Raw genomic sequence first — 21069 nt, forward strand, 5'->3', positions numbered from 1 at the left:
TTTCATTGAATGAAGGTCAACGGCGGACAGAGCGATCTTTTTCCGCGGGTGAAAATGCACGAAGGTGTGTGAGAAGCCCATTCTCACGCGTGAAGAATGGTGAATTATCCTCGCAAGCGGTTGATGAACGCGGCAACGCCGCGGACGACCGATCCGAGGATGCCCGCGACCTCCAGTACCGGCGCTTCGACGCGCTCCTGAACCTGGCGCTCGAACTCCAGCACATTGTCGGCGATCTGCTTGAGCGATTGAACGGAACTCCTCACGATCGACATCTGGTCGTCCACATTGGCCGTAATGGCCCTGAGCTTGGACGTGATCACTTCCATATTCTCCAGCACGGGGATCAACCTGGCGCTGACTTCCTTAACATCGCTTTCAATTTGGCCAAGCATGGATTTCACCTTCGTCAGGACGACGAGGAGGTACACCGCTAACACGGTCAGCGATACCACAAGGAGTATCTGGGCAACGATCAAGAGAGAGTTCACGGAGATCTCCACTTAGTGAAGTACACAATAGCTTTTAGGACTTGTTTTTCTCGCCCCGGTATGCCTCCGCCCCCGCCCGAACGGCACTTTTGATCCTCGTCTCCTCCGTATTCACTCGTTCCTTCGCGTCGGTGAGAATCTTTTCGGCGTCGCCGAGAAGTGTTTCAGCCCGTTTTTTGGCCTCCGTAATGAGGTTCTCCGAACGTTTCTTCCCTTCATTGATAATGTCGACCGCCTTCGATTTTGCGACGGTGATATAGCCTTCGGCATCGTCCATGATCTCGCCGGCCTTGTTCTTGATATCGGCGCGCAGTTCCTTCCCCGGCTTCGGAGCATACAGCAAGGCGACCAGCGCCCCGACCACTCCTCCGGCAAGAAAGCCGAAGAGCAAACCCTTCCTCATACCACTTTCTTCATCAGCAGACATTGAATCCTCCAAATTAAACTGTCGAACACTAGCGAATAAAACAGGGTAATATTTTTTTCCAGAAAAATCAAGCGGCGGATCGCCGCCGTTCACGGACGGGGAACTCCTTATTGCGAATGGTTCCGGAGATGACTGCGGGACGGGAATTCCAACGAGGAGAAAAAAACGAACCGCCCACGCAGCGGGCCGTGAGCAGTTCGTCCGTCTACCGGATCTTCTTCTTGTGACGCATCTTCCGCAGCCGCTTCTTCCTCTTGTGCGTCGCCATTTTATGGCGTTTGCGTTTTTTTCCGCTTGGCATCGGAACGCCTCCTTGAAAGGTTATTGTTGGATGGTTGAATGTTGAGTGAGTATTTGTTGTGCGCGCTGTCCAACCTGCGAATTCGGGTCGACTCCAACGGCTTTCCTGAACCATTCGTTCGATTCGGCCAGATTGCCTTGGTTGAGGGTCACGATGCCCAGGTTGAACAATGCCATTTGATGTTTCGGGTTGTGCGTTAACGCTGTTTGCATTTCCCTGATCGCTGACGGCGAGTCGCCGTTCTCATAATAACAAATTCCCATGTCGACCCTGGCGTCCGGGTCGTCCGGCTTCATCCGCAGGTACTTTTTGTAGGTCTCGATGGCGCGCGGCAAAAATTTCGCATCGTGAAGCGCATTGGCCAGGTGAAGGACCATCGAGGCGTCGTTCGGGTTTGCATCGACATTCTTCTGAAGCACCTCGATATCGCTGATCAGCGTCGGGCTGACCGCGGGAGCGCTGCTGCTATTGTCGGGCTGCTGGGTTTCAGGAGAAGGTTCTTTGGGGGGATTGCGAAACACGCCGATGCCGACAAGAACCGCGATGACAAGAGCGCCGGCGACCGAAAGGACTTTCCAGGATTCGATCTTCTGTTTCGCCTCCCCTTTTCTGACCGGTTCGTCGTCAGGCGCGGCGGATTTTTTCTTCGCGGAAGGTTTTACCGTCAGCGGCGAACCGCATCCGCTGCACACAGTATTTTCGGCGGCGTTTTGAATTCCGCAGGAAGGGCAAGTAACGACAGGGGACGGCTGGACATTTTCTTTTACCGGAGGGGGGACGGCATCCCACAACACGGCCGTTCCGCACTTGGCGCAAAACTTATCGCCCGGAGTCAACGGCGCGCCGCAGCTGCCGCATACAATGGAGGGTCGTACTGCCACAAGAGATGCCTTTCAAATATTCTAGCCGAGCGTTTTCTTAAGATTGTCGTTGACGATAGCTTTCAGATCCTTCGACACCTTGAAGATCGGAACGTAATGTTCGTCCACCTGAACCTGTTCCCCCGTCCTCGGATTCCGCGCGACTCTTCCCTTCCGTTTTTTCACTTTGAAGCTGCCGAACCCGCGAATCTCGATGTTCTTGCCGTCGCGCAGCGAAGCGATCACGGTCTGAATAAAGCCATCGACCACCGCTTCTGTTTCAACCTTCGTCAAGCCCGTGCCGGAAGCAATGACGTCCACGATATCTGCTTTGGTCAAGTCCGTTCTCCTGTGTTGTTACGGTTGTGTGAGTTTATACTGCAGAATCGGCTGACTGAAGAGATTCTCTTTCAGGCCGACAAATTGTTCCGTCAGGCTGCCGAACAACATATCCGATAGCCGTTCCCTCTTCCGTTCCTTCACGATCTTCGGAGTCCCGTAAATTTTCGCCAGCTTGGCCGCCAGTGCGATCGCATCCTCGTACGTTCCGAGCGTATCGATAAGACCGGCCTCGTACGCTTTTTTCCCGGTGTAGATCCGTCCGTCCGCCAGTCTCTTCGCGGCGTCGTGCGAAAGCTTTCGCTCGGTCTCGACCACGCCAAGGAATTGCTGATAGACATCGTCGATCGTTTCCTGAAAATATTTTTTCTCGTCTTCTGTCATTTCCCGGTACGGGCTTCCCGTGTCCTTGAACTTGCCGCTTTTGACCGTCGTTGCACCGACCCCTACTTTTCCCATCAACTGATTAAAATTCAAAAATTGCGTGATGACGCCTATGCTCCCGGTCACTGTGCCGGGATTCGCCATGATCTTTGTCGCGCCGCATGCGACGTAGTAACCCCCGCTTGCCGCAACGGAGCCCATCGAGACGACAACCGGCTTGCCGCTGTCGCGCGTCTTCTTCACTTCTTCGTAAATTTCCTGACTTGCCGAAACGCCCCCGCCGGGGGACTCGATGCGAAAAACGATCCCTTTCACCGACGAGCTCTCGCGGTATTTTTTGAATTGACGTACGATGTTTTCCGAGGAGACGATTTCATCTTTCAACTCCACGACTGCAAGAGTCCCTCCGCTGCCGCCGGAAGTATACTCCTCTTCGTTGTCCCCTTGAAAAATGAAAAAGAAAATTGCAGCCCAAAACAGGATAAAGAGAATGAAGACAGTGCCAATACCTGCAAGCACCCACTTAGTCGTTTTGGTCATAGCATGAAGCAGGAAAAGTGTCTAAGTCATTGAATCTTATACAATTATATAAAATTAGCCGGCGAAAGTCAACAGAATTACTCCGGCCGAAAGATCTTAGTTTCGGTGATGAGTGGTATTATTTGGGAAGTGCGGCGGCATGGGCGCGGCGGTAGGCCCGGACATTCTTCAGGTGTTCGTCGAACGTCCGTGCAAACCGATGCCCTCCGAGGCCGTCGGCAACAAAATACAGGTAGTTATGTTGTGCGGGATATAACGCGGCAAGAATCGATTTCCTTCCAGGATTGTTGATCGGTCCGGGGGGGAGTCCGTAATTCTGGTAGGTATTGTACGGGGATGCTATTTTCAGGTCGTTGTAGAGAAGCCGGCGCGGACCGTCGGGGATGAGATATTGAATCGTGGGGTCGGCCTCCAATTTCATGCCTCGGCGGAGACGATTGTAGTACAATCCTGCAATGATCGGGCGTTCGCGATCCAAGACCGTTTCCCCCTCGACAATGGAGGCCATCGTCAGGACCTGGCCGATCGTCATCCGCATTTTCCTGGCCCGTTCTTGCAGACTGTCGGCAAAGAATTTTCGGAACTCTCCCAGCATATCGCGAATGATCTCCTTTTCATCCACCTGCCAATAGAATTCATAGGTATCCGGAAGCAGAAACCCTTCCAGCGAAGAGGCGCCGTGATTCTTCAGCTGAATGAGCGACGTGTCGCTAAGCTCCTGTGCCAGTTTGGCCGAATCAATACCTACCTCCTTCCTCAGGATCCTGGCGATCTGCGTGCCGCGCAAGCCTTCATAGATGGTGACGGAAGGATTCGCTGTCGATGTACCGGTGCTGATGGCATAGAGAATTTCCCTGTTGGACATGCCGCTCGTGAAACTGTACTTTCCGATCTTGATCTTCCCGGCATAGCCGAAAACCTTTCCGCTGATCTTGAACAATGTCGGATGGTTCAAAAGACCCGACGCCGAGAATGCATCGACCGCCTGGGAAAAACTTTCTCCGCGGCTGACAGTGACGATCTTAGGAGACGGGTCGAATGAATTGGATTCCCAGAGAAGAAAATAGAGGGACGCAAGGACCAGCAGCACGACAACGACGGCTGACGTTTGAAGGAGCTTGACTGAACGACTGTTACTTTTGGGAAGGAGATTTTTTGCGTTCACTCATTGCCTCACGTTCAAGTTTACGGGATTCATCGATGATGCGTTCGAACAGCCGGCGGAGCGCCGCGTCGGAAAGCGGGCCTTTATTGGCGCCGAGGACATTTTCCAGGACCTCATGTTCGCGTTTTGGAGAATATGCATCGAGCCCGAGCTGTTCTTTTATCTTTCCGATTTCGTCGGCGTACCTGGCGCGTTCATTCAGCAGGTCGACCAATGTTTTATCGATGTTGTCAATTTTGATCCGCCACTCATCTATAGAAGAACCCATCGTCTGTCCCTGATTGGTTGTGGGGAACGGTCCAGCGTGACACAGTGTGATTATCGTTCCTGCAGCGAAGAGAGAAATTCCTGCGACGATGCAACGACGCGATCGATGCCCGATTCGTTCTCGATGCTGCGAAGCAGCGCAGAGCCGACGACGACGCCGTCCGCGTACCGGCAGATCGAGACGACGTGCTCCCGCTTTGAAATTCCAAAACCAACGACGAACGGCTTGACAGTGTTCGCTTTCACGCGCTGCAGGAAGCCGTCCAGCGTTCCGTCAAAGTTCGACCGGGCGCCCGTCACCCCCGTGACCGAAACACAATACGAAAAATCGCTGGAGAGAGAATCAAGATATTTGATCCTTTCCGCCGGAGTCGTGGGGGCGACAAGGAAAATATTGCTCACATCGTATTTAGCGGACAATGACCTCCACACCTCGCTTTCTTCGGGAAGCAGGTCCGGAACAATGACTCCGTCGATCCCGCATTGATCGGCGTCCCGAAGAAAATTCTCCATCCCGTACCGGAAGATCGGATTCAAATAGCCCATCAACACGATCGGGACGGCTGTCTCGCGCCGTGCCGCGCGAACGGACTCCAGAATTCTTCCCACTGTCGCCCCGTTTTGGATCGCGACATGGGACGAATGCTGAATGGTCGTGCCGTCCGCGATCGGGTCTGAGAACGGAATGCCTACCTCGATCAGACTCGCGCCGGCTTTCTCCAGGCCGAGGATCAACGGAACAGTCGTCCCGCGAACCGGAAATTCAGGCGTGATGTATGGAATGAGCGCCTTCCTGTTTTGAGATCGGAGCTGTTGGAAAAGAGTATGAATACGGTTCACGGGTGAAATCGGCGTCAGTTGGTAGATTGAGCGGTCAGTCCCAGTGCCGCGACAGCGCTCTCCGCGATCGAAGAAAACAACCCATGCAAAAATTTTCTATGCCCTACGGCAGCGATCATCGCGCCGTTATCGGTGCAATACTCAAGCTTCGGCATAAAGAGCCGCACACCGGCATGCGACGCGGCGTCGATCATCGAACGCCGAAGCCCGGAATTCGCAGAAACTCCGCCTGCCATTGCAACATCGTTGATACCAAATTTTTGGGCGGCGGCCATCGTTTTGCCGACAAGCACTTCCACGATCGATGCCTGAAAGCTCGCACAAATGTCGGCCAGGCGGTCCGGAAGGACCTCCCCATGATCTCTCAAGTAATAGAGGACGGAGGTTTTGATCCCGCTGAAACTGAATCCAAATGGGTCATCGTCAAGGAACGAGCGGGGAAAATCGATCGCCGCAGCATTTCCTTTTTTTGCCAGGGCATCGACCTTCGGCCCTCCGGGATAACCAAGGTCCAGCATTTTTGCGACCTTATCGAAGGCCTCCCCCGCGGCATCATCCCGCGTCTGGCCAACCACTTCATAGTTGAAATCCCCGCGCACAAGGACCAATTCGGTGTGCCCGCCGGAAACGGTAAGACAGAGAAACGGAAAGGCCGGACTCGGTTCTTCGATGAAGTTCGAATAGATGTGCGCTTCCATGTGATTGACGCCGATGAAAGGAATTTTCAATCCGTAGGCAAACGACTTCCCGAAATTCAATCCTACAAGAAGTGAACCCATCAGCCCCGGGCCGATAACGCCGGCGACGGCGGAGAGTTCATCCTGTCCGACGCCGGCCTTCAATAAGGCCTCCTGGACGATCGGAATCATCAATTTCTGGTGCGCCCGCGACGCAAGTTCGGGGACGACTCCCCCGTATTGTTCATGAACAAATTGGGACGAGACGATATTCGAGAGGAGTATGCCGTTGCGCATAACGGCGGCGGACGTTTCATCGCAGGAAGTTTCTATGCCAAGAATTGTCACCGGAGCATTCATGTTCTCAATATAACAATTGAGATATGAATGTCAAAAAGAGCGGGACGAGCCTGCATCTCGGCCCCCGCTCCTTTTTCTTGCACGCACAAAAGAATTTATCTACATTGAACTGCGTCCGATCGTTCGCAAAAACAACGAACACCTCCGTTGAAAAAATATCTCTTATTTCCGGTACTGACAATAATCGCTCTGACGCTGCAGAGTTGTTCCACTCTTGAGCGGTTGACACGCGGCGAAACTCCTCTGGAGCAATTTCGACGACGAGTGGACGCTCTTTTTGCCGATTCTTTGTTTACGGCAACGACATGCGGAATCAAGATCGTCTCTCTTGAGAACGGCGAAACTCTCTATGAGCGCGAAGCGAAAACGCTCCTCCGGCCCGCTTCGAACATGAAATTGGTCACCTCGGCAGCGGCACTGGCGACGTTGGGACCGCATTTCTCCTTCAAGACCGAACTCTACGCAGACACGGCGAGCAGCAATGATACGCTCCTCGGGAATATTTATGTGAGGGGATTTGGAGATCCCGATCTCACTTCGGCGCAGCTGGCAGATCTCCTTTCGACGCTGAAGACCAAAGGGATCGCTCACATCGGCGGGAACGTGATCGGCGACGCAAGCTATTTCGACGATGAGCGTTGGGGAACCGGGTGGATGTGGGACGACGAGCCGTCGGGGTTTGCCGCCTACAACTCCGCGCTTTCGATCAACCGCAATTGCGTCGAGGTGACCGTCACGCCGGCTCAGAATGCCGGGGATACCGCCATTGTCGCCATCGATCCTCCAACGCATTACGTTTCTCTTCTCGCCGCGGCAACCACGTCGCCCGACACTGCACCATTGACGCTTGAGATATCACGAAAATTCAAGGAACGGCTCAACGTCATAACGGTCAGAGGGCAAATTCCGCGCGGATCAAAGCCCCAGAAGGAAGAGCTCTCCGTCTGGCAACCCGAGATGTACTTCCTCACGCAAGTGAAGGAAGAATTACAGCGTGAGAATATTTCCTTCGATGGGAAGCTGCTGCTCGACACGATCCCGCGGTCCGCCCTCCTGCTCGGCCGGCATCTGCAGCCGATCGATTCGATGGTCGTCTATCTGAATAAAATGAGCGATAATCTCTCTGCTGAGAACGCGCTGAAGAGCATCGGAGCGGAATGCTGCGGAATTCCCGGAACGACGCTCCACGGCATCTCGGCAGTGAAACGGACACTTTCTACTTTCGGCATCGACACCGCAAAGTTTCTCATGGTGGATGGGTCGGGCGTCTCTCACTATGATTTGCTGACGCCGGAACTATTGGTCTCGCTTCTTCGGGGAATGTACTCCAGGAAGGATCTTTTCGATCTCTACTATTCCTCGCTTCCCAACGCCGGCGTCGATGGGCTCCTGGCAAATAGGATGAAAGGAACGCCGGCGCAGAATAATCTTCACGCAAAGACCGGCACTCTGGGCGGGGTGAGCGCTCTCTCAGGATACGTGACGACCACCGACGGAGAAATGCTTTGCTTCTCGATGATGATGCAGAATTATATCGGGTCGGGAGAACCGTATAGAAGAATCCAGGACGCCATCGGCTCACTCATGGCAGGTTTTTCGCGGACGCACTCCACGAACGGCCAAAAATAGAGCGGCCGCCGAAACTTTCTTCAGCGGCCGTATCGCCGGTTCTCTTCTAACAAGATTACTTCAACGCTTTTACGCGCACGTCCCCGCCGGAAGTCTCCGCCCGGATCACATTCCCCCCCCCGTTGATCTTTCCGCGCAGTTCGTCGTCCGCCATGTCTCCTTTGACGGTGATCGGCAGTTCGCACCTGACTTTTCCGCCGCTCGTCGACGCTTCGAGGTTTGCCGAGATAGAGTCGTTGACAAAAATATTGATATCCCCTCCCGAGCTGTGGATGTCAACGCCCTTGTTGTCTCCGATCAATTTGAGCATGACGCTGCCGCCGGACGTTTCCGCGTGAACGTTTCCGTCGATACCGGAGAGCTCGATCTCGCCGCCGGAGGTTTCGACATTGACCCCGCCTGCAACTTCGTCGGCATGGACGTTCCCGCCAGAAGTGACGCCTTTCAGCCCCCCCTTGATCTTGCGAACGTCGATGTTCCCTCCGGAAGTATTGATGTCGACCGTCCCGTTGACGTCGTCGATCGTCAGATTGCCTCCGCTCGTCTCGAAGCGTACATCCCCGTCAAGGTCGCGCAGCGTCATATTTCCGCCGGAGGTATTTGCCTTGATGAAAAACTTTTTCGGAACGGTAACATGGAACCGCACGTCCAGATCGCCCATATCCCATTTAAAAAAATTATTATCGTTCGCTTTGCCGATGATCGAGATCCGGTCGGGGCTTTCCGAAAACCGGACGTCGAATTTATCGGAACGGCGGTCGCTCCCCTCGATATCGACTTTTACGAGGACCTCCTCTTTATCCCATGTGACGATATCGACATCCCCGGCGTCGGTGTCGAGCAGAAGATTGCCCCCGCTTTTCACTGAGAAATTCTTTTCGATGTGCCGGTTGGTCGACGAAGATTCATCGTGACCGAACATCGATCGCAGTTCATCCCGCGGCGAATCCGAAGACGGGTTGTCGAACTGCGAATTCGAATAAAGGACCATCACGCCGCCGAACATGATGCCGACAGCGATAAAGACAATTATTTTAGCCCATGAGGAAGGTGATATTTTCATAGCCGCTCCTTGGTTTTATATTCTTTTCCCCTCGTTCACATAACGAATATTTTAGAGAAAAGTTGCAGGGTATTCACGGCAAATCGTTTGCAGATACTCCCTTTTGTTCCATGGATCAATGGCGATGGTGCCTATGTCATTGCTTCTCGCTGGCCTTTTTTGTATCATTTTTCACCACCAACTTCCGGATTATGATCAAATTTCCATTGCTGTTAACGGCGGCAGTTCTTTTCACATCGTGCAATCAGCGTCCAGAAAGCCCGCATCCGCAGCAATCGCCGCCATCCCAAACACTCCCGGCAAAAATCGCCATGCCCGAGTTCGACGGTCAAAAAGCATTCTCGTATCTGAAGGCGCAGACGGATTTCGGTCCGCGCAACCCGAATTCAATCGGACACCAACAGTGCCTGGAATACCTCTCGCATGAGCTGTCACGCTATGCAGAACACGTGACACGGCAGGATTTTATTCACCACGGGTACGGCGGCGAAATTTTACGACTGACGAACATTTTCGGAACCTTCAACAGTTCGGCAACGGACCGAATATTATTGCTGGCTCATTGGGATACTCGTCCGCGATCCGACGAAGAGAAAGACCCTGCCAAGCGGAATCAGCCGATCCTTGGCGCGAATGACGGAGCCAGCGGCGTGGCGGTGCTGATGGAAATCGCCGGTCTTCTCAAACAAACTCCCCCGCGCATCGGCGTCGACATTCTTTTTGTGGATGGAGAAGATTACGGCACAAGCCACGATCTCGAAAATTATTTTTTGGGTACCCGATATTTTATGAAGGTCAAAAGCGAGAATTACAGGCCGCGATTCGCAGTGCTGCTCGATATGGTCGGCTACAAGGACCTCCAGATCCCGATGGAACAAAGCTCCGCGGCCTATGCCCCCGAGGTCGTCGAACGGATCTGGTCAACGGCAGAAAATCTCGGCGTCACGCAGTTCATTAATGTCCCCGGGGAGCAAATATCGGACGACCATACGCCTCTCAACGAAGGGGGACTCCCCGCGGTTGACATTATCGACTTTCAATACCCCTATTGGCACACAACACAGGATACGCCTGACAAATGCAGCGCTGAAAGCCTAGGTGCAGTCGGGAAAGTGTTAATGCAGGTCATCTATTCAGAATTGCCGGGTACGGGCAAGTAGATGCATAGGCAATCCATGCAGCTTCGTGAAACGCTCCCCCTCCTTTGACCCGCTATGAATGAACCGTACGTCGAAGTCGCTCTCCGCCTCGCCGCAGACATTGCCTTGAGAGAGCTTCTTTCTTCTCAACTCTTTGAAATCGGTTTCAACGGATTTCTCGAGGACGACGCCGTACTGTATTGTTACATCCCAAAAAGTCACTGGGATGAAGCGGTCGGGATGAAGGTATCGTCGATCGTGAAACAGAACGGCCTCCCTTTTGACACAATTTCCAGCGTCTCCGAAATTCAGCAGCAGAATTGGAATCAGCAATGGGAAGCATCGATTCAGCCCGTTGCGGTGACGGAGAGCATCATCATCACCCCGTCGTGGCGCGATGTGACGAACCCGGACGGACAAGTTGTGTTGATCATCGACCCCAAAATGTCGTTCGGCACAGGCTATCATGAATCAACGCGGCTGATGCTACGCATCATGGAGCGGGCGATAACGCCGGGTTCGTTCGTCCTCGACGTGGGAACGGGCACCGGGATCCTTGCGATCGCTGCGGTGAAATTCGGCGCCCGATTTGCGGTGGGAGTCGACATCGATGAATGGTCGTATGTCAACGCTAAAGAAAATGTCGAACGAAACGGATGCGAACAGAAGGTGGAGATCCGCTTCGGATCGCTCGACGTCGTCACAGAGCACGAATTTGATTTCATCCTTGCAAACATCACACGGAACACCATCACCGAGTTATTTCCTTCGATGCTGGAGAAGATCAGTCAGCACGGGACCCTTCTCCTCTCAGGGCTCTTGCGCGACGACTACGATCCCATAAACAAAGTCCTTTCAGAACGTCGATATGCGATCCACTTCGTTGAAAGCGAAAATGAATGGATCGGGATAGCGGCGCGGAAGCAAATGACATGAGAGTAAGCAGCATTGACATCGGCACGAATACCATTCTGCTGCTCGTTGCCGACATTGGCGTGAACGGGATCGCCAGAGTGGTTCACGACGAACAAGTCATTGCCCGGATCGGCAAGGGGGTCGACGAGAAGCGCGTGATCAATCGAGAGACCTTTCATCGCGCCGCGGATTTTCTGCGGAAGTATGGGGGGACATCAACGCGGCTCGGCGCAGAAAAAATCATCGCGGTGGGAACAAGCGCTCTTCGGGATGCCGCAAACAGAGAGGAATTCCGCGAGTTCATTCTCAAAGAAACCGGCATTGCGATCGAGATCCTCACGGGGAACGACGAAGCGGAATGGACGTGCCGCGGCGCCGTGGTCGGCATTGATACTTCCTTCGGTAATTTTACTGTCCTGGATATCGGCGGTGGAAGCACGGAGATCATCGCGGCCGCGCAATCGGGGATCCTCGACAAGGTAAGCCTTGATATCGGCTGCGTCCGTGTTACAGAACGGCTCCTGCAGACCTCGCCGCCGACAGATCAGGCGCTCGCCGAGACGAGAGCATTCATCAGACAACAGCTTGAATCCGTCTCTTTCATCCGGTCGTCTATCCCGCTTGCAGTCGGTGTGGCGGGGACCGTCACGACGCTCGCCGCAATGATGCTTCAATTGCCGCAGTACGATCCGAAGAAAGTCCACGGATATGAACTTCAGCTGGATGATATTGTATCGTCGTTCAATCTCTTAAAAGGTAAGACCCTGGATGACATCAAGGCCATTCCTCAAATCTCGGCGGGGAGAGCTGATATCCTTTTGGCGGGCATCATGATCTTGCTGGAGTTCATGGATGCCGCCCGGTTGAGGACAATTGTGGTGAGCGACCGCGGTTTACGCTACGGCATTCTTTTGCGTGAGGTCGAAAAAGGCGGTTCCTCTCATTGAAATTCTGCCGAAACAACTTTTACCTTGCTCGACGTGCACGGCGATTCGAGGTGGCCCGGCGCGATCTCCTTGAATGTCTCCTGAGTCTTTCCCAGCATCGGCGACGGTACCTTCAGTTGTTTCACCGCAACAACGTTCCCGCCGGCATCGAAGTACGTGAACTCCAGGACGACCGACACGAGTTTATGGGAGGACTCGTTGTTCAGCTCGACAGAATGCACCGGCTCGGTTCCCCCCGAATTGCTCGTCATTGTCTGTTCAAAGATCGAAACTTTTTGGGACTCTTCGGCCACTGAGATCTTTGGTATCGAATTTTTTTGGATTTCGTCGATCTTGTCGATCTTCAGCTGAGCCTCTTTGTAGAGAGGACTTTCTTCCGGGATCTTCTCGTAATAATACTCCGCTACCTCGTATTGCTGTGCGGCGAAATACTCGTCCCCTTTTTGCAAATTCGCCGGCGCTTGTTCCGGAGTGTTGTCGCACCCGAAGAAGAGCACTGCGAAGACAATGATGACCACGAACTTCATAGCGATCCCTTTCAAAAAATTAGACAGCGGCTGCGGTACTTTACCGCGCAACTTCCTCCAAAACATCGACGGCCTTCCGTATCTCATCCATCGTCGTATTCTTTCCCGTCGAGAAACGGATGCTGGCGCGCGCGGTTTTAAGATCGCGCCCGATAGCCCGGAGGACGTGGGACGGCTCCATGCTCCCTGACGAACAGGCTGATCCGCTCGTGACGGCGATCCCGCGCAGATCCATATTCAACAGCAATGCCTCGCCGTCGATGTCGGCTTTCGTGCTGTCGAAGGAGATGTTGACGATCGACGGCAGGGCATCGACGGGGTGACCGTTAAACAATATCGACTCGAAGCGGCGCGAAAGAAGGCGTTGCAACTCCTGCCTCAGTTCGTTCGCATGAGCAATATTTTTCTCCATATCGCGGCGGCTGATTTCGATCGCTTTGGCAAAACCGGCAATGAGAGGGATGTTTTCCGTGCCGGCCCTTCTGTTCCGTTCCTGCGCTCCGCCGTGGATAAATTGGTCTATGTCGATCCCTTTGCGGATGTAGATCGCGCCGATCCCTTTGGGACCATAGAATTTGTGCGCTGAAAGCGCGAGCAGGTCAACCGGGAGGTCATTGACATCGACCGGAATTTTTCCGGCGGACTGCACGGTGTCGGAGTGGAAGACAACACCCTGGTCATGAGCAGCCCTGGCAATTTCCCGGATCGGCTGCAGCGTTCCGATTTCGTTATTCGCGTGCATCACGGAGACAAGCGCCGTCTCCGGACGTATCGCCCCGCGGACATCATCCGGGTCGACTCTTCCATATCCGTCAACGGGAAGATAGGTCACATCGAAACCGTTTGCCGACAGGTACTCGGCGCAGCGAAGCACCGCATGGTGCTCGACGGAAGAAACGATAAGGTGATGCTTCCCATGAGAACGCTTTGCGGCAGATACCACACCTGCGAGCGCGTGGTTGTCCGCCTCTGTCCCGCCGCTCGTGAAAAAAATTTCCCCCGGCTCCGCCCCGATCGCGCGGGCAATTTTTTCCCGGCTCTCCTCGAGGACAATTTTCGTTTTCCGGCCGAATGCATGAATGGATGAGGCATTGCCGAACGAACGCGAAAAATACGGCTCCATCGCATCAACGACCTCGGGGTCGACGGGCGTTGTCGCACTGTAATCCAGGTAGACGCTTTCAGCGTGGCCGTTCGGCATTCAAAAATATATCAATTGATGGAGGAAGAATCAACCCGAAGAATTGCCGGGCGGCGTCACAGATCCGTATTCGAACCGATTGGGCACGGGTTCTCTCGCTCCCAATCTCCGATTGGGAACGGAGTGAAACCTCCAGCCGAAAGACAAAGTGCCCAAGCAGTTCCCAAACCGAGTTTCGGAGCGAGCGCGGAAATTTCCCAAATGAATGACGGTTGCGTCCGGCAGGCCCCTTCTATCGGAGATGGAGCGAATGCGGCTCGGACCGGGGGAAGGTCTCTGTTTTTGGATCTTCAAGACACAAGAACGCACTGACAATTTCCGAGACACGGCACCCAGATCCTCTCCCCCCTAAAATAAAAAAGAGTGAGGTTCAGAGACGATCCTCACTCTTGATCCTGCCGGATAATGCTTCGCCGTCACCTATCCTTCATTCGCTCACGCTGAATATCCCGAACCATCTGACGCAGCTCCTGGGCAAAATTTCTCTCGAAGACGATATACTGCGCAATTTGTTTGTTGGAGAGAACCTCTTTAAGCTCCGTCAGGAAGTGCTGACGTTCTCCGGAGATTTTCTTGTCGATGTCGAGCAGGAGGTTGAACGTCTGATTGTAATCGTCGTCCACCGCATTGGCTTTCGATTGTTCATCGAGTTTATCGACCAACTCATTCCGTTCTTTTTCGAACGCATGCATCGCATCGGAGTGTTTATTATAGCGTGTGAGAAACTTTGCAGACTGGTCTTCGTCCAGTTTCAGCGACTCAAGCATGCGGACTTTTTTATAGCTTTCAATACGGTCATATGCCGGACGCTGGGGGCGGTCTCCGCTTCCAGGCTGGGCCAGCACAGAACCTGTCACCAACAGTATGCCGAGTGCCGTTGTAGCAAAATATTTCATGGTGACCTTCTCTGAGTTAAAGTGATGTATCGTTAAGTTTCTTTATAATGGAATCGACATCATCATTTTCTATAATATCTTCAAAAGGATTTTCAGCCGCAAGAAATATCGACAGGGAGTGCCCGTGGTTCAGCTGGTCGTCAACCAGTTCCCGCTCGATCCTCCGGGTCACGGCGGTCGGATTTGCAAGCGTTTCCTCGAGCCTTTGTGAAGGTTCGGTCGCCCGTGCCAATACTCCCGCAGAGGTCACCGATTCCGCAACCCCCTCGATCTCGTCTTTCGGAAGGTCGGAGACAATTTCCCTCAGCGCAAACTGCGTATCGGCCATGGGGCTGAACAGGAAGTACATGCCGATCATCGAGGCGAGCACCGCGCCGGCGGAGGCGGGCGCCAGAAAGCGCTGCAGCCATGCCGGGAAAGCAATGGGAATCCTCTTTCGGGAGTCCTGTTCGATCCTCGCACGCACGCGCGGCAGGAGGTTCGTGAAGTAGTGATTCGGCACAGTGTCGTCCGCGACATTCCGCAACGCCTCGAGCGCCTCGTCGATCAGCGTCAGATCGGCCGTGCACTGCGGACAGGCTGCTGTATGCCTCTCAACGATTTCCCGCTCTTCCTGAGAGATCGTCCCCTCTCTCAACCCCACCAACAGCCCCTGAATCTTATCGCAATCCATGTTTGACATACTCTGCTATTTTTTTTACTGCATGAAAATAATTTGCCTTGAGCCCGCCGACGCTTGTCTTGAGGATTTTGGAAATTTCTTCATACGGCAGCTCTTCATAATACCTCAGGACGAACACTTTCTTCTGCTTCTCCGGCAGCCTCTCGATGGCTTCCTTTATCAACGCTGTTCTTTCTTCACGCTCCATCCGCTCGAGCGGCAGCATTTCGTCCGACTCATGCTGCGCGACGGTCTCGTCGAGGGCAAACGTCCTCCGTGTCTTCTTGCGGCGGATCTCGTTCAGCGACAGGTTCACGGCGATCCTGTAGAGCCAGGTGTAGAAACTTGAATCGCCCTTGAACGAATCCAGCGACCGGTAGACTTTTACGAAAATATCCTGGACGACGTCGTCGGCTTCATCGTGGTCGGGGAGCAAGCGCCGGACAACCCAATAGATCTTTTCCTGGTAGCGAAGTACGAGGAGGTTGAACGCTTTGTCATTCCCATCCTTAAACTCACGAATCAGCTCAAGGTCGCTGCGTTGATCCATCGAATATTTTGCCGTACTTTTTTTGACACGGAAATAGTGCCAAAGTTTAAGGTAAATTCAACTACTAGGGTAAGTCCCCGATGGAAATGACTCCCTCTACAGCACTTACCCCTTCGCTCCCATCGCAACACGAGCAGGCGCTCTTAATAGACATTATAGCGAATTCCCAGCAAAACATCATACTTGCCGGCGTAACTCGGGTCGATGACGTAGTCGAAGACATTGTTGGTGTATTCATTATAGCCGGTGTTGTCGGTATATGTCGGCGTCATCTGCGTCGTGAATCGGGTCCGCAAAGCATGGAAATCGATAAAGAGGTCGCGCAGGGGCTGATAAGTTGCAACAATGCCGAACGACTGCTGCTTTGTCAACGGACCGTACAACAGGGGGGGCTCACCGACCTCGTTATACTGATAGTACGTGTTCTCCTTCCCCCCCTTTCTCAACGATTGAAAGGTCAGCCCGACCTCCAAATTGTACAGCGGACGATGGTAAGCGCTCACCGTAAAGAGGTCGGCATTCTGCCCGATCCAATCACCGAGATTCGCGCCATGATTCTGGTACGAATCCTCCACGTACTGATGATTGTACACCCACGGATTGACGCGCGTATACTCGACGTTGATCCTCGTATCGTGGTAAAACAGATCGTACGCATTTCCTCCTGCGGTAAACGCCACCTGGTTGTGGTTTTTTGACGGACTGAGGAACGTGGTGGTGCTGAATTCATCAAAAAAAATGGGGAAATAAAAATCAAAATTTTTGATGACGTCGCACTTCAGGTTAAAATAGACCTGCGAGTTGTCCTGATTATCAAGATAATGCTCGGCGGCTTTGAAGAACATGATCGGGATCAGATAGAATAATTCGGGACTTCGCCCCGGACCGCCATAAATTTCCGATTCTCCGACAGCGATGTTAACTCCGTTCCACGGCGTAACCTCGAGCATGTTCGCAGCGATGTATTTGTTCATGTAGACCGGACGGATTCCCCAATACTGGGTATTATACGTCTGCGACGAATCGATGACTCCCGAGAAAAGCCATCCGTGAATATAAGTGAAGTCGATATCCTTGCTGAGCCGCGCCCGAAGTTTCAACTGCGGGAACGCAGGCGCTTTGGTCGACTGAATGATGTTGCTGTTCTCTCCCGAGCCCCAGACATTCTGCATTTGTTCTGCGGTCAACGTCACAAAGCCAAGGTCAAAATTAACCTGCGCGTTAAAAACATCGTAATCGAAGGAACTCACCGACGCTCCCGGGTTCGTGATGACAGCCGCCGGCAAAGGGGTCAACGGGCGAAACGAGGCCGCCGATCCTGTGTACGTTCCCGCCGAATTCACGTACGACCCGCCGTCGTGTGAATCATGATAATAGAAATATGCGCCGACATTGCTCCCGACATAGCCGTATCCAAATATTCCGTTGGTCGTTTCCGACAATTTTTTCCCGTCCGCCATGCGATTCTCGGAAGCTGAACCGATCACATCCACCACGACCTGCGTCGGGTCGCTTTGATAGCCATACAAATGCCACCGCTCATCGGGAAGGTTCGTAGAGTTGAGACTTTTCAATTCCTGGTAAAACTCTTCTTTATAGAGCTTCAACCTTCCCTGCTCGACCGCCGTCAACTGGGAAGCAAGGCTGTCAACCCGGATCAAAAATTTTGCTATGGCATGACGGGAGAGCGGTTTTACCGCATCGCGATAGTCGCCGATGATCTGCTTGGCAGCCATTTCGTCGAGAAATTTATAGACTTCATGCGTCGCAGGCAGATACACCGTCTGGGCATAAAGGGAATGAGACATTGCGAGCATTATCGCAAGAGTGAGAATACTCTTTTTCATTACTGATCCGGATTAATGGATGAACCGACCGACGTTTCCTCACCGCAGCTGACTATGACGGAACAGAATGCCTCGGCCTGAGAAGATACGATAGCAACACGGACACTCCGAGGACGCTTCCGATGATCAAGAGTGAAACGATGAGATTGATCCTCACGACATCCATCAGCAGCATCTTTGTCCCGACATATCCGAGGACAACGCCGACGCCGTACTTCATATACTCAAATTTCTGCTGTCCCTGCTCGACCACGAAGTACATCGATCGTAACCCCAGCACAGCCATGATGTTCGAGCTGAAAACGATGAGCGGGTCGGTCGTAATGGCAAAGATCGCCGGGATGGAATCCACGGCAAAGACAACATCGGTGGTTTCAATGACGAGCAGAACCACAAAGAGCGATGTCGCAAAGAGCGTCCCGTTCTCGCGAAAAAAAAAATGGCCGTTTGCGTTCTTGTCCGACACCGGGATAAAGGTGCGAAACAGTTTGAGTATCCCGTTGCGCTCAGGGTCGATCGTCCTTTCTTTCCCAAAAGTGATCTGATACCCTGAGTACAAAAGGACGACACCGAAAATGTACAGCACCCAATGGAATTGCCTGACAAGAGTCGTTCCCAGCAGGATCAAGATCCCCCGAAGGATGATGACGCCGATAATTCCGAAATTCAATACGCGGCGCTGCTGTGCCGGCTGAATCTTGAAAAAGGTGAAGATCAGGAGAAAGACGAAGAGGTTGTCAACGCTCAGGGACTTTTCGATCACATAGCCGGTGAAGAATTCAAGCGCTTTTTGCTCCCCCAACGTAACATACACGCCGATGTTCAGCAACAATGAGAGCACGACCCAAAAAATGCTCCAGAGAATTGCCTTCCGGACGGACATAGAAACTTCTGTACTTTGAGATGTTGTTGTGAGCCGTATCGTTGCGACTCGAGCGTCGGCCTCCACCCTCTGTTGCACTGCACACATCACCCGCGGCCAGCGATGACAAAGATACAAAATCTCCTGCTGAGAACAAAAATAATAAATTGTTCTCGAGATTCTATGCGCATTATCGTCCGTCTCTTTAAAAAGATGATGCTCTGTTGATTTGCGTCGCGGAATTTTGTATCTTTGTGCTGGTAATTCGCCCGAGTGGTGAAATGGCAGACACACTGTCTTCAGGAGGCAGCGCTCGCAAGGGCATGGGAGTTCAAGTCTCCCCTCGGGCACACTAACTATCCCACATCGGTTCCTCTGTACCACATCCCACACTCGCAACTTTTTTCCTTATTTTCCGTATCAATATACACGAACTGAATTCCCTCGCTAAACGCCAGTTACCACAGCAGTTGTATTGGAAGAATTGCGTAATTCTTCGGCCGGTTTTTCATCCAGCCGTGAGACCAAACGGCGGTAACGTCGCGTATTTACGATCGGTCCATTTTATCATCACAAATCGGAGGTAGTATGAAGAAAATTGTAATGTTGGCAGTTGCATCGATGCTTCTATCGAGTGCGACAGTTCGATCCGCAGAGAATGTCTCGGCGAAGGTCCCGGTGACAACGGTATCGGATGAAGCACGGAAAGAATTCCTTGAAGGGCTGGAGCTTGCCGACAATCTCGAAACCGCTAAATCCCTTGCCCATTTTGACAAAGCCATCGCACTCGACCCGTCGTTTGCGACTGCCTATCTCAACCGCGCGAACGTCTCACTGACGATGAAGGATTTTCTGGAGAATATGAACGGGGCAGTCTCACATAAGGACGCCGCTTCCGAAGGGGAACGCCTCATGATCTTGGCAGCTCAAGCTGGAGCGAACGCCCAGTTTGAACAACAGCGCGGGTATCTCGAAAAGCTGGTCTCCATGTATCCAAACGACGAGCGTGCCCGCCTCACCCTCGGGACGTTTTTCTTTGGCCAGCAGGAATACGACAGCGCCATTGGTCAGCTGGTCCGGTCGGTCCGCATCGCAGATAAATTCGCCCCTTCCTACAATTTGCTCGGGTACGCATATCGTCAAGCCGGACAATACGACAACGCAGAAACTGCCTTCAAAAAATATACTGAATTGATCCCCGGCGATGCCAATCCATACGATTCCTATGCGGAGCTGCTCTTAAAAATGGGACGTTTTGACGAATCAATAGCCAACTACAAGAAGGCGCTCGCCATCGACCCGAATTTTACTTCCTCTGAGGTCGGATTGACGATGAATTTTCTCTACCAGGGAAAACCGGAACTCGCCTCCCAGGAGGCGCACCATCTCTATGAGATCGCCCGCAATGAAGGGGAACAACGGCAAGCCTATTTCGTTGAAGCTGTCGTGGATGCGGATGCCGGCAACATGGATGCAGCGTTGAAGGATTTCGACGAAGAATTCGCTGTCGGCAAGAAGATCAACGACATTGTCGGAATGGCGGGCGATGTCGGCGCGCAGGCAAATGTTCTGCTTGAATCAGGGAAACCGGACGATGCCATTGCCGCCTTTCGCAGGTCGCTTCATATCATCATGCAGTCTGACCTCTCGCCGGAGATCAAGGCAAACGCGGTACGCATCAGCCACTACAACGAAGCGTACGCAGCACTCGCGAAAGGAGACCTGAGCAAGGCGAAGGAGGAAAAAGATATTTTTGTAAGCATGACGGAGCAGACAAAGAACGAGGGCCAAATGCGGTTCACCCACGAGCTGGCGGGATCGATTGCGCTTGCGGAAAAGGACGGCAATAAGGCGGTCAACGAACTCCTGCAATCGAACTTGCAGGACGCGTACAATTTATACCGTCTTGCCCAGGCGTATAAGTTAAAAGGAGACAAGGAACACGCTCAGGAATACAGCAAGAAGGCGGCGGATTTTTACGGGCTGCCGTCGTTGAATTATGCGTTCGTGAGAAGCAAAGCAGCGAAAATGGCGATCAATCAGTAATCGACTATCACCCCTCTCGTATGCAAAGACCAAAGGCACGCAACCATCGCGTGCCTTTTTTTATTTTCTTTCTTCTACCGCATGACAAATCCGCGACGGAGATAGCGGTGGGGAATTGAGATGGTGAATCCTCAA

Annotated in this window: 22 protein-coding genes and 1 tRNA gene; 6 read left to right on the forward strand and 17 right to left on the reverse strand. The window is 52.9% G+C overall.

Annotated elements, in window-relative coordinates; all coding sequences use genetic code 11:
* Window positions 1-104 precede the first annotated feature (104 nt).
* The 9 genes from VMF88_06765 to tsaD form a co-directional block, all read right to left on the reverse strand.
* A complete protein-coding gene (locus tag VMF88_06765; GenBank protein HTY10758.1) occupies window positions 105-491 on the reverse strand; it encodes a hypothetical protein in 387 nt (128 codons plus the stop codon).
* A 34-nt stretch (window positions 492-525) separates the two neighbouring features.
* Window positions 526-918, reverse strand: coding sequence for a YtxH domain-containing protein (locus VMF88_06770; GenBank protein HTY10759.1), 393 nt, complete (start codon window positions 916-918; stop codon window positions 526-528).
* 321 nt (window positions 919-1239) lie between these two features.
* Window positions 1240-2100, reverse strand: coding sequence for a tetratricopeptide repeat protein (locus VMF88_06775; GenBank protein ID HTY10760.1), 861 nt, complete (start codon window positions 2098-2100; stop codon window positions 1240-1242).
* A 21-nt stretch (window positions 2101-2121) separates the two neighbouring features.
* A complete protein-coding gene (locus VMF88_06780; GenBank protein HTY10761.1) occupies window positions 2122-2418 on the reverse strand; it encodes an HU family DNA-binding protein in 297 nt (98 codons plus the stop codon).
* Between the two features lie 18 nt (window positions 2419-2436).
* Window positions 2437-3342, reverse strand: coding sequence for a signal peptide peptidase SppA (gene sppA, locus VMF88_06785; GenBank protein HTY10762.1), 906 nt, complete (start codon window positions 3340-3342; stop codon window positions 2437-2439).
* A gap of 118 nt (window positions 3343-3460) precedes the next feature.
* Complete coding sequence (gene mltG, locus VMF88_06790) at window positions 3461-4507, reverse strand: endolytic transglycosylase MltG (GenBank protein ID HTY10763.1); 1047 nt, start codon at window positions 4505-4507, stop codon at window positions 3461-3463.
* Window positions 4476-4775: a chorismate mutase gene (locus VMF88_06795; GenBank protein HTY10764.1), complete on the reverse strand. Its 300-nt coding sequence runs from the start codon at window positions 4773-4775 to the stop codon at window positions 4476-4478. Before VMF88_06795 ends, mltG begins: the two co-directional genes overlap by 32 nt.
* A 50-nt stretch (window positions 4776-4825) precedes the next feature.
* Window positions 4826-5614: a tryptophan synthase subunit alpha gene (gene trpA, locus VMF88_06800; GenBank protein HTY10765.1), complete on the reverse strand. Its 789-nt coding sequence runs from the start codon at window positions 5612-5614 to the stop codon at window positions 4826-4828.
* A 14-nt stretch (window positions 5615-5628) separates the two neighbouring features.
* Window positions 5629-6651, reverse strand: coding sequence for a tRNA (adenosine(37)-N6)-threonylcarbamoyltransferase complex transferase subunit TsaD (gene tsaD / locus VMF88_06805; GenBank protein HTY10766.1), 1023 nt, complete (start codon window positions 6649-6651; stop codon window positions 5629-5631).
* 147 nt (window positions 6652-6798) lie between these two features.
* Here tsaD and dacB point away from each other — a divergent pair, with 147 nt between their 5' ends.
* Complete coding sequence (gene dacB / locus VMF88_06810) at window positions 6799-8280, forward strand: D-alanyl-D-alanine carboxypeptidase/D-alanyl-D-alanine-endopeptidase (protein ID HTY10767.1); 1482 nt, start codon at window positions 6799-6801, stop codon at window positions 8278-8280.
* A gap of 55 nt (window positions 8281-8335) precedes the next feature.
* Here the strand turns inward: dacB and VMF88_06815 are convergent, their stop codons facing one another.
* Window positions 8336-9343 (reverse strand): DUF4097 family beta strand repeat-containing protein, encoded by a 1008-nt coding sequence (locus tag VMF88_06815; protein HTY10768.1) that lies wholly within the window; start codon window positions 9341-9343, stop codon window positions 8336-8338.
* A gap of 191 nt (window positions 9344-9534) precedes the next feature.
* Here VMF88_06815 and VMF88_06820 point away from each other — a divergent pair, with 191 nt between their 5' ends.
* The 3 genes from VMF88_06820 to VMF88_06830 are packed head-to-tail and all read left to right on the forward strand — an operon-like array spanning window position 9535 to window position 12344.
* Window positions 9535-10503 carry a M28 family peptidase gene (locus VMF88_06820; protein ID HTY10769.1) on the forward strand — a complete coding sequence of 323 codons (969 nt, stop codon included), beginning with the start codon at window positions 9535-9537 and terminating at the stop codon, window positions 10501-10503.
* 54 nt (window positions 10504-10557) lie between these two features.
* Window positions 10558-11418, forward strand: a complete 861-nt coding sequence (prmA, locus tag VMF88_06825) for a 50S ribosomal protein L11 methyltransferase (protein HTY10770.1) — start codon at window positions 10558-10560, stop codon at window positions 11416-11418.
* On the forward strand, window positions 11415-12344 hold the full coding sequence (locus VMF88_06830) for a Ppx/GppA phosphatase family protein (protein HTY10771.1): 930 nt from the start codon (window positions 11415-11417) through the stop codon (window positions 12342-12344). Before prmA ends, VMF88_06830 begins: the two co-directional genes overlap by 4 nt.
* On the opposite strand, the gene VMF88_06835 is transcribed toward VMF88_06830, so the two are convergent.
* The 7 genes from VMF88_06835 to VMF88_06865 form a co-directional block, all read right to left on the reverse strand.
* Window positions 12338-12871: a hypothetical protein gene (locus VMF88_06835; GenBank protein ID HTY10772.1), complete on the reverse strand. Its 534-nt coding sequence runs from the start codon at window positions 12869-12871 to the stop codon at window positions 12338-12340. The two genes, VMF88_06830 and VMF88_06835, sit on opposite strands and share 7 nt — an antisense overlap.
* A gap of 40 nt (window positions 12872-12911) precedes the next feature.
* Window positions 12912-14072 (reverse strand): cysteine desulfurase family protein, encoded by a 1161-nt coding sequence (locus tag VMF88_06840; GenBank protein HTY10773.1) that lies wholly within the window; start codon window positions 14070-14072, stop codon window positions 12912-12914.
* A gap of 416 nt (window positions 14073-14488) precedes the next feature.
* Complete coding sequence (locus tag VMF88_06845) at window positions 14489-14968, reverse strand: hypothetical protein (protein ID HTY10774.1); 480 nt, start codon at window positions 14966-14968, stop codon at window positions 14489-14491.
* A gap of 16 nt (window positions 14969-14984) precedes the next feature.
* Window positions 14985-15650, reverse strand: a complete 666-nt coding sequence (locus VMF88_06850; GenBank protein ID HTY10775.1) for a zf-HC2 domain-containing protein — start codon at window positions 15648-15650, stop codon at window positions 14985-14987.
* Window positions 15628-16179: a sigma-70 family RNA polymerase sigma factor gene (locus VMF88_06855; GenBank protein HTY10776.1), complete on the reverse strand. Its 552-nt coding sequence runs from the start codon at window positions 16177-16179 to the stop codon at window positions 15628-15630. The genes VMF88_06850 and VMF88_06855 overlap by 23 nt, the downstream gene beginning before the upstream one ends.
* Before the next feature lie 143 nt (window positions 16180-16322).
* Window positions 16323-18026 (reverse strand): capsule assembly Wzi family protein, encoded by a 1704-nt coding sequence (locus VMF88_06860; protein HTY10777.1) that lies wholly within the window; start codon window positions 18024-18026, stop codon window positions 16323-16325.
* Window positions 18027-18078: 52 nt separating this feature from the next.
* Window positions 18079-18996: a TerC/Alx family metal homeostasis membrane protein gene (locus VMF88_06865; GenBank protein HTY10778.1), complete on the reverse strand. Its 918-nt coding sequence runs from the start codon at window positions 18994-18996 to the stop codon at window positions 18079-18081.
* Window positions 18997-19155: 159 nt separating this feature from the next.
* Between VMF88_06865 and VMF88_06870 the strand changes: the two genes are divergently transcribed.
* Together VMF88_06870 and VMF88_06875 are read left to right on the forward strand one after the other, a co-directional pair.
* A tRNA-Leu gene (locus VMF88_06870) sits at window positions 19156-19238 on the forward strand.
* Between the two features lie 238 nt (window positions 19239-19476).
* On the forward strand, window positions 19477-20934 hold the full coding sequence (locus VMF88_06875; GenBank protein ID HTY10779.1) for a tetratricopeptide repeat protein: 1458 nt from the start codon (window positions 19477-19479) through the stop codon (window positions 20932-20934).
* The last annotated feature ends 135 nt before the right edge of the window (window positions 20935-21069 follow it).

The organism is Bacteroidota bacterium, assembly GCA_035506275.1.
In the GTDB taxonomy this organism is placed as follows: Bacteria; Bacteroidota; Ignavibacteria; order UBA10030; family UBA8401; genus JAGVPT01.

What these genes read in the sequence shown, in the direction of transcription:
- VMF88_06770 (HTY10759.1), bottom strand. Translation starts at nt 918, where the DNA reads ATGTCTGCTGATGAAGAAAGTGGTATGAGGAAGGGTTTGCTCTTCGGC.
- VMF88_06865 (HTY10778.1), bottom strand. Translation starts at nt 18,996, where the DNA reads ATGTGTGCAGTGCAACAGAGGGTGGAGGCCGACGCTCGAGTCGCAACG.
- VMF88_06830 (HTY10771.1), top strand. Translation starts at nt 11,415, where the DNA reads ATGAGAGTAAGCAGCATTGACATCGGCACGAATACCATTCTGCTGCTC.
- VMF88_06845 (HTY10774.1), bottom strand. Translation starts at nt 14,968, where the DNA reads ATGAAATATTTTGCTACAACGGCACTCGGCATACTGTTGGTGACAGGT.
- VMF88_06875 (HTY10779.1), top strand. Translation starts at nt 19,477, where the DNA reads ATGAAGAAAATTGTAATGTTGGCAGTTGCATCGATGCTTCTATCGAGT.
- VMF88_06855 (HTY10776.1), bottom strand. Translation starts at nt 16,179, where the DNA reads ATGGATCAACGCAGCGACCTTGAGCTGATTCGTGAGTTTAAGGATGGG.
- VMF88_06820 (HTY10769.1), top strand. Translation starts at nt 9,535, where the DNA reads ATGATCAAATTTCCATTGCTGTTAACGGCGGCAGTTCTTTTCACATCG.
- sppA (HTY10762.1), bottom strand. Translation starts at nt 3,342, where the DNA reads ATGACCAAAACGACTAAGTGGGTGCTTGCAGGTATTGGCACTGTCTTC.
- tsaD (HTY10766.1), bottom strand. Translation starts at nt 6,651, where the DNA reads ATGAATGCTCCGGTGACAATTCTTGGCATAGAAACTTCCTGCGATGAA.
- VMF88_06850 (HTY10775.1), bottom strand. Translation starts at nt 15,650, where the DNA reads ATGTCAAACATGGATTGCGATAAGATTCAGGGGCTGTTGGTGGGGTTG.
- prmA (HTY10770.1), top strand. Translation starts at nt 10,558, where the DNA reads ATGAATGAACCGTACGTCGAAGTCGCTCTCCGCCTCGCCGCAGACATT.
- VMF88_06860 (HTY10777.1), bottom strand. Translation starts at nt 18,026, where the DNA reads ATGAAAAAGAGTATTCTCACTCTTGCGATAATGCTCGCAATGTCTCAT.
- VMF88_06795 (HTY10764.1), bottom strand. Translation starts at nt 4,775, where the DNA reads ATGGGTTCTTCTATAGATGAGTGGCGGATCAAAATTGACAACATCGAT.
- VMF88_06815 (HTY10768.1), bottom strand. Translation starts at nt 9,343, where the DNA reads ATGAAAATATCACCTTCCTCATGGGCTAAAATAATTGTCTTTATCGCT.
- VMF88_06840 (HTY10773.1), bottom strand. Translation starts at nt 14,072, where the DNA reads ATGCCGAACGGCCACGCTGAAAGCGTCTACCTGGATTACAGTGCGACA.
- VMF88_06835 (HTY10772.1), bottom strand. Translation starts at nt 12,871, where the DNA reads ATGAAGTTCGTGGTCATCATTGTCTTCGCAGTGCTCTTCTTCGGGTGC.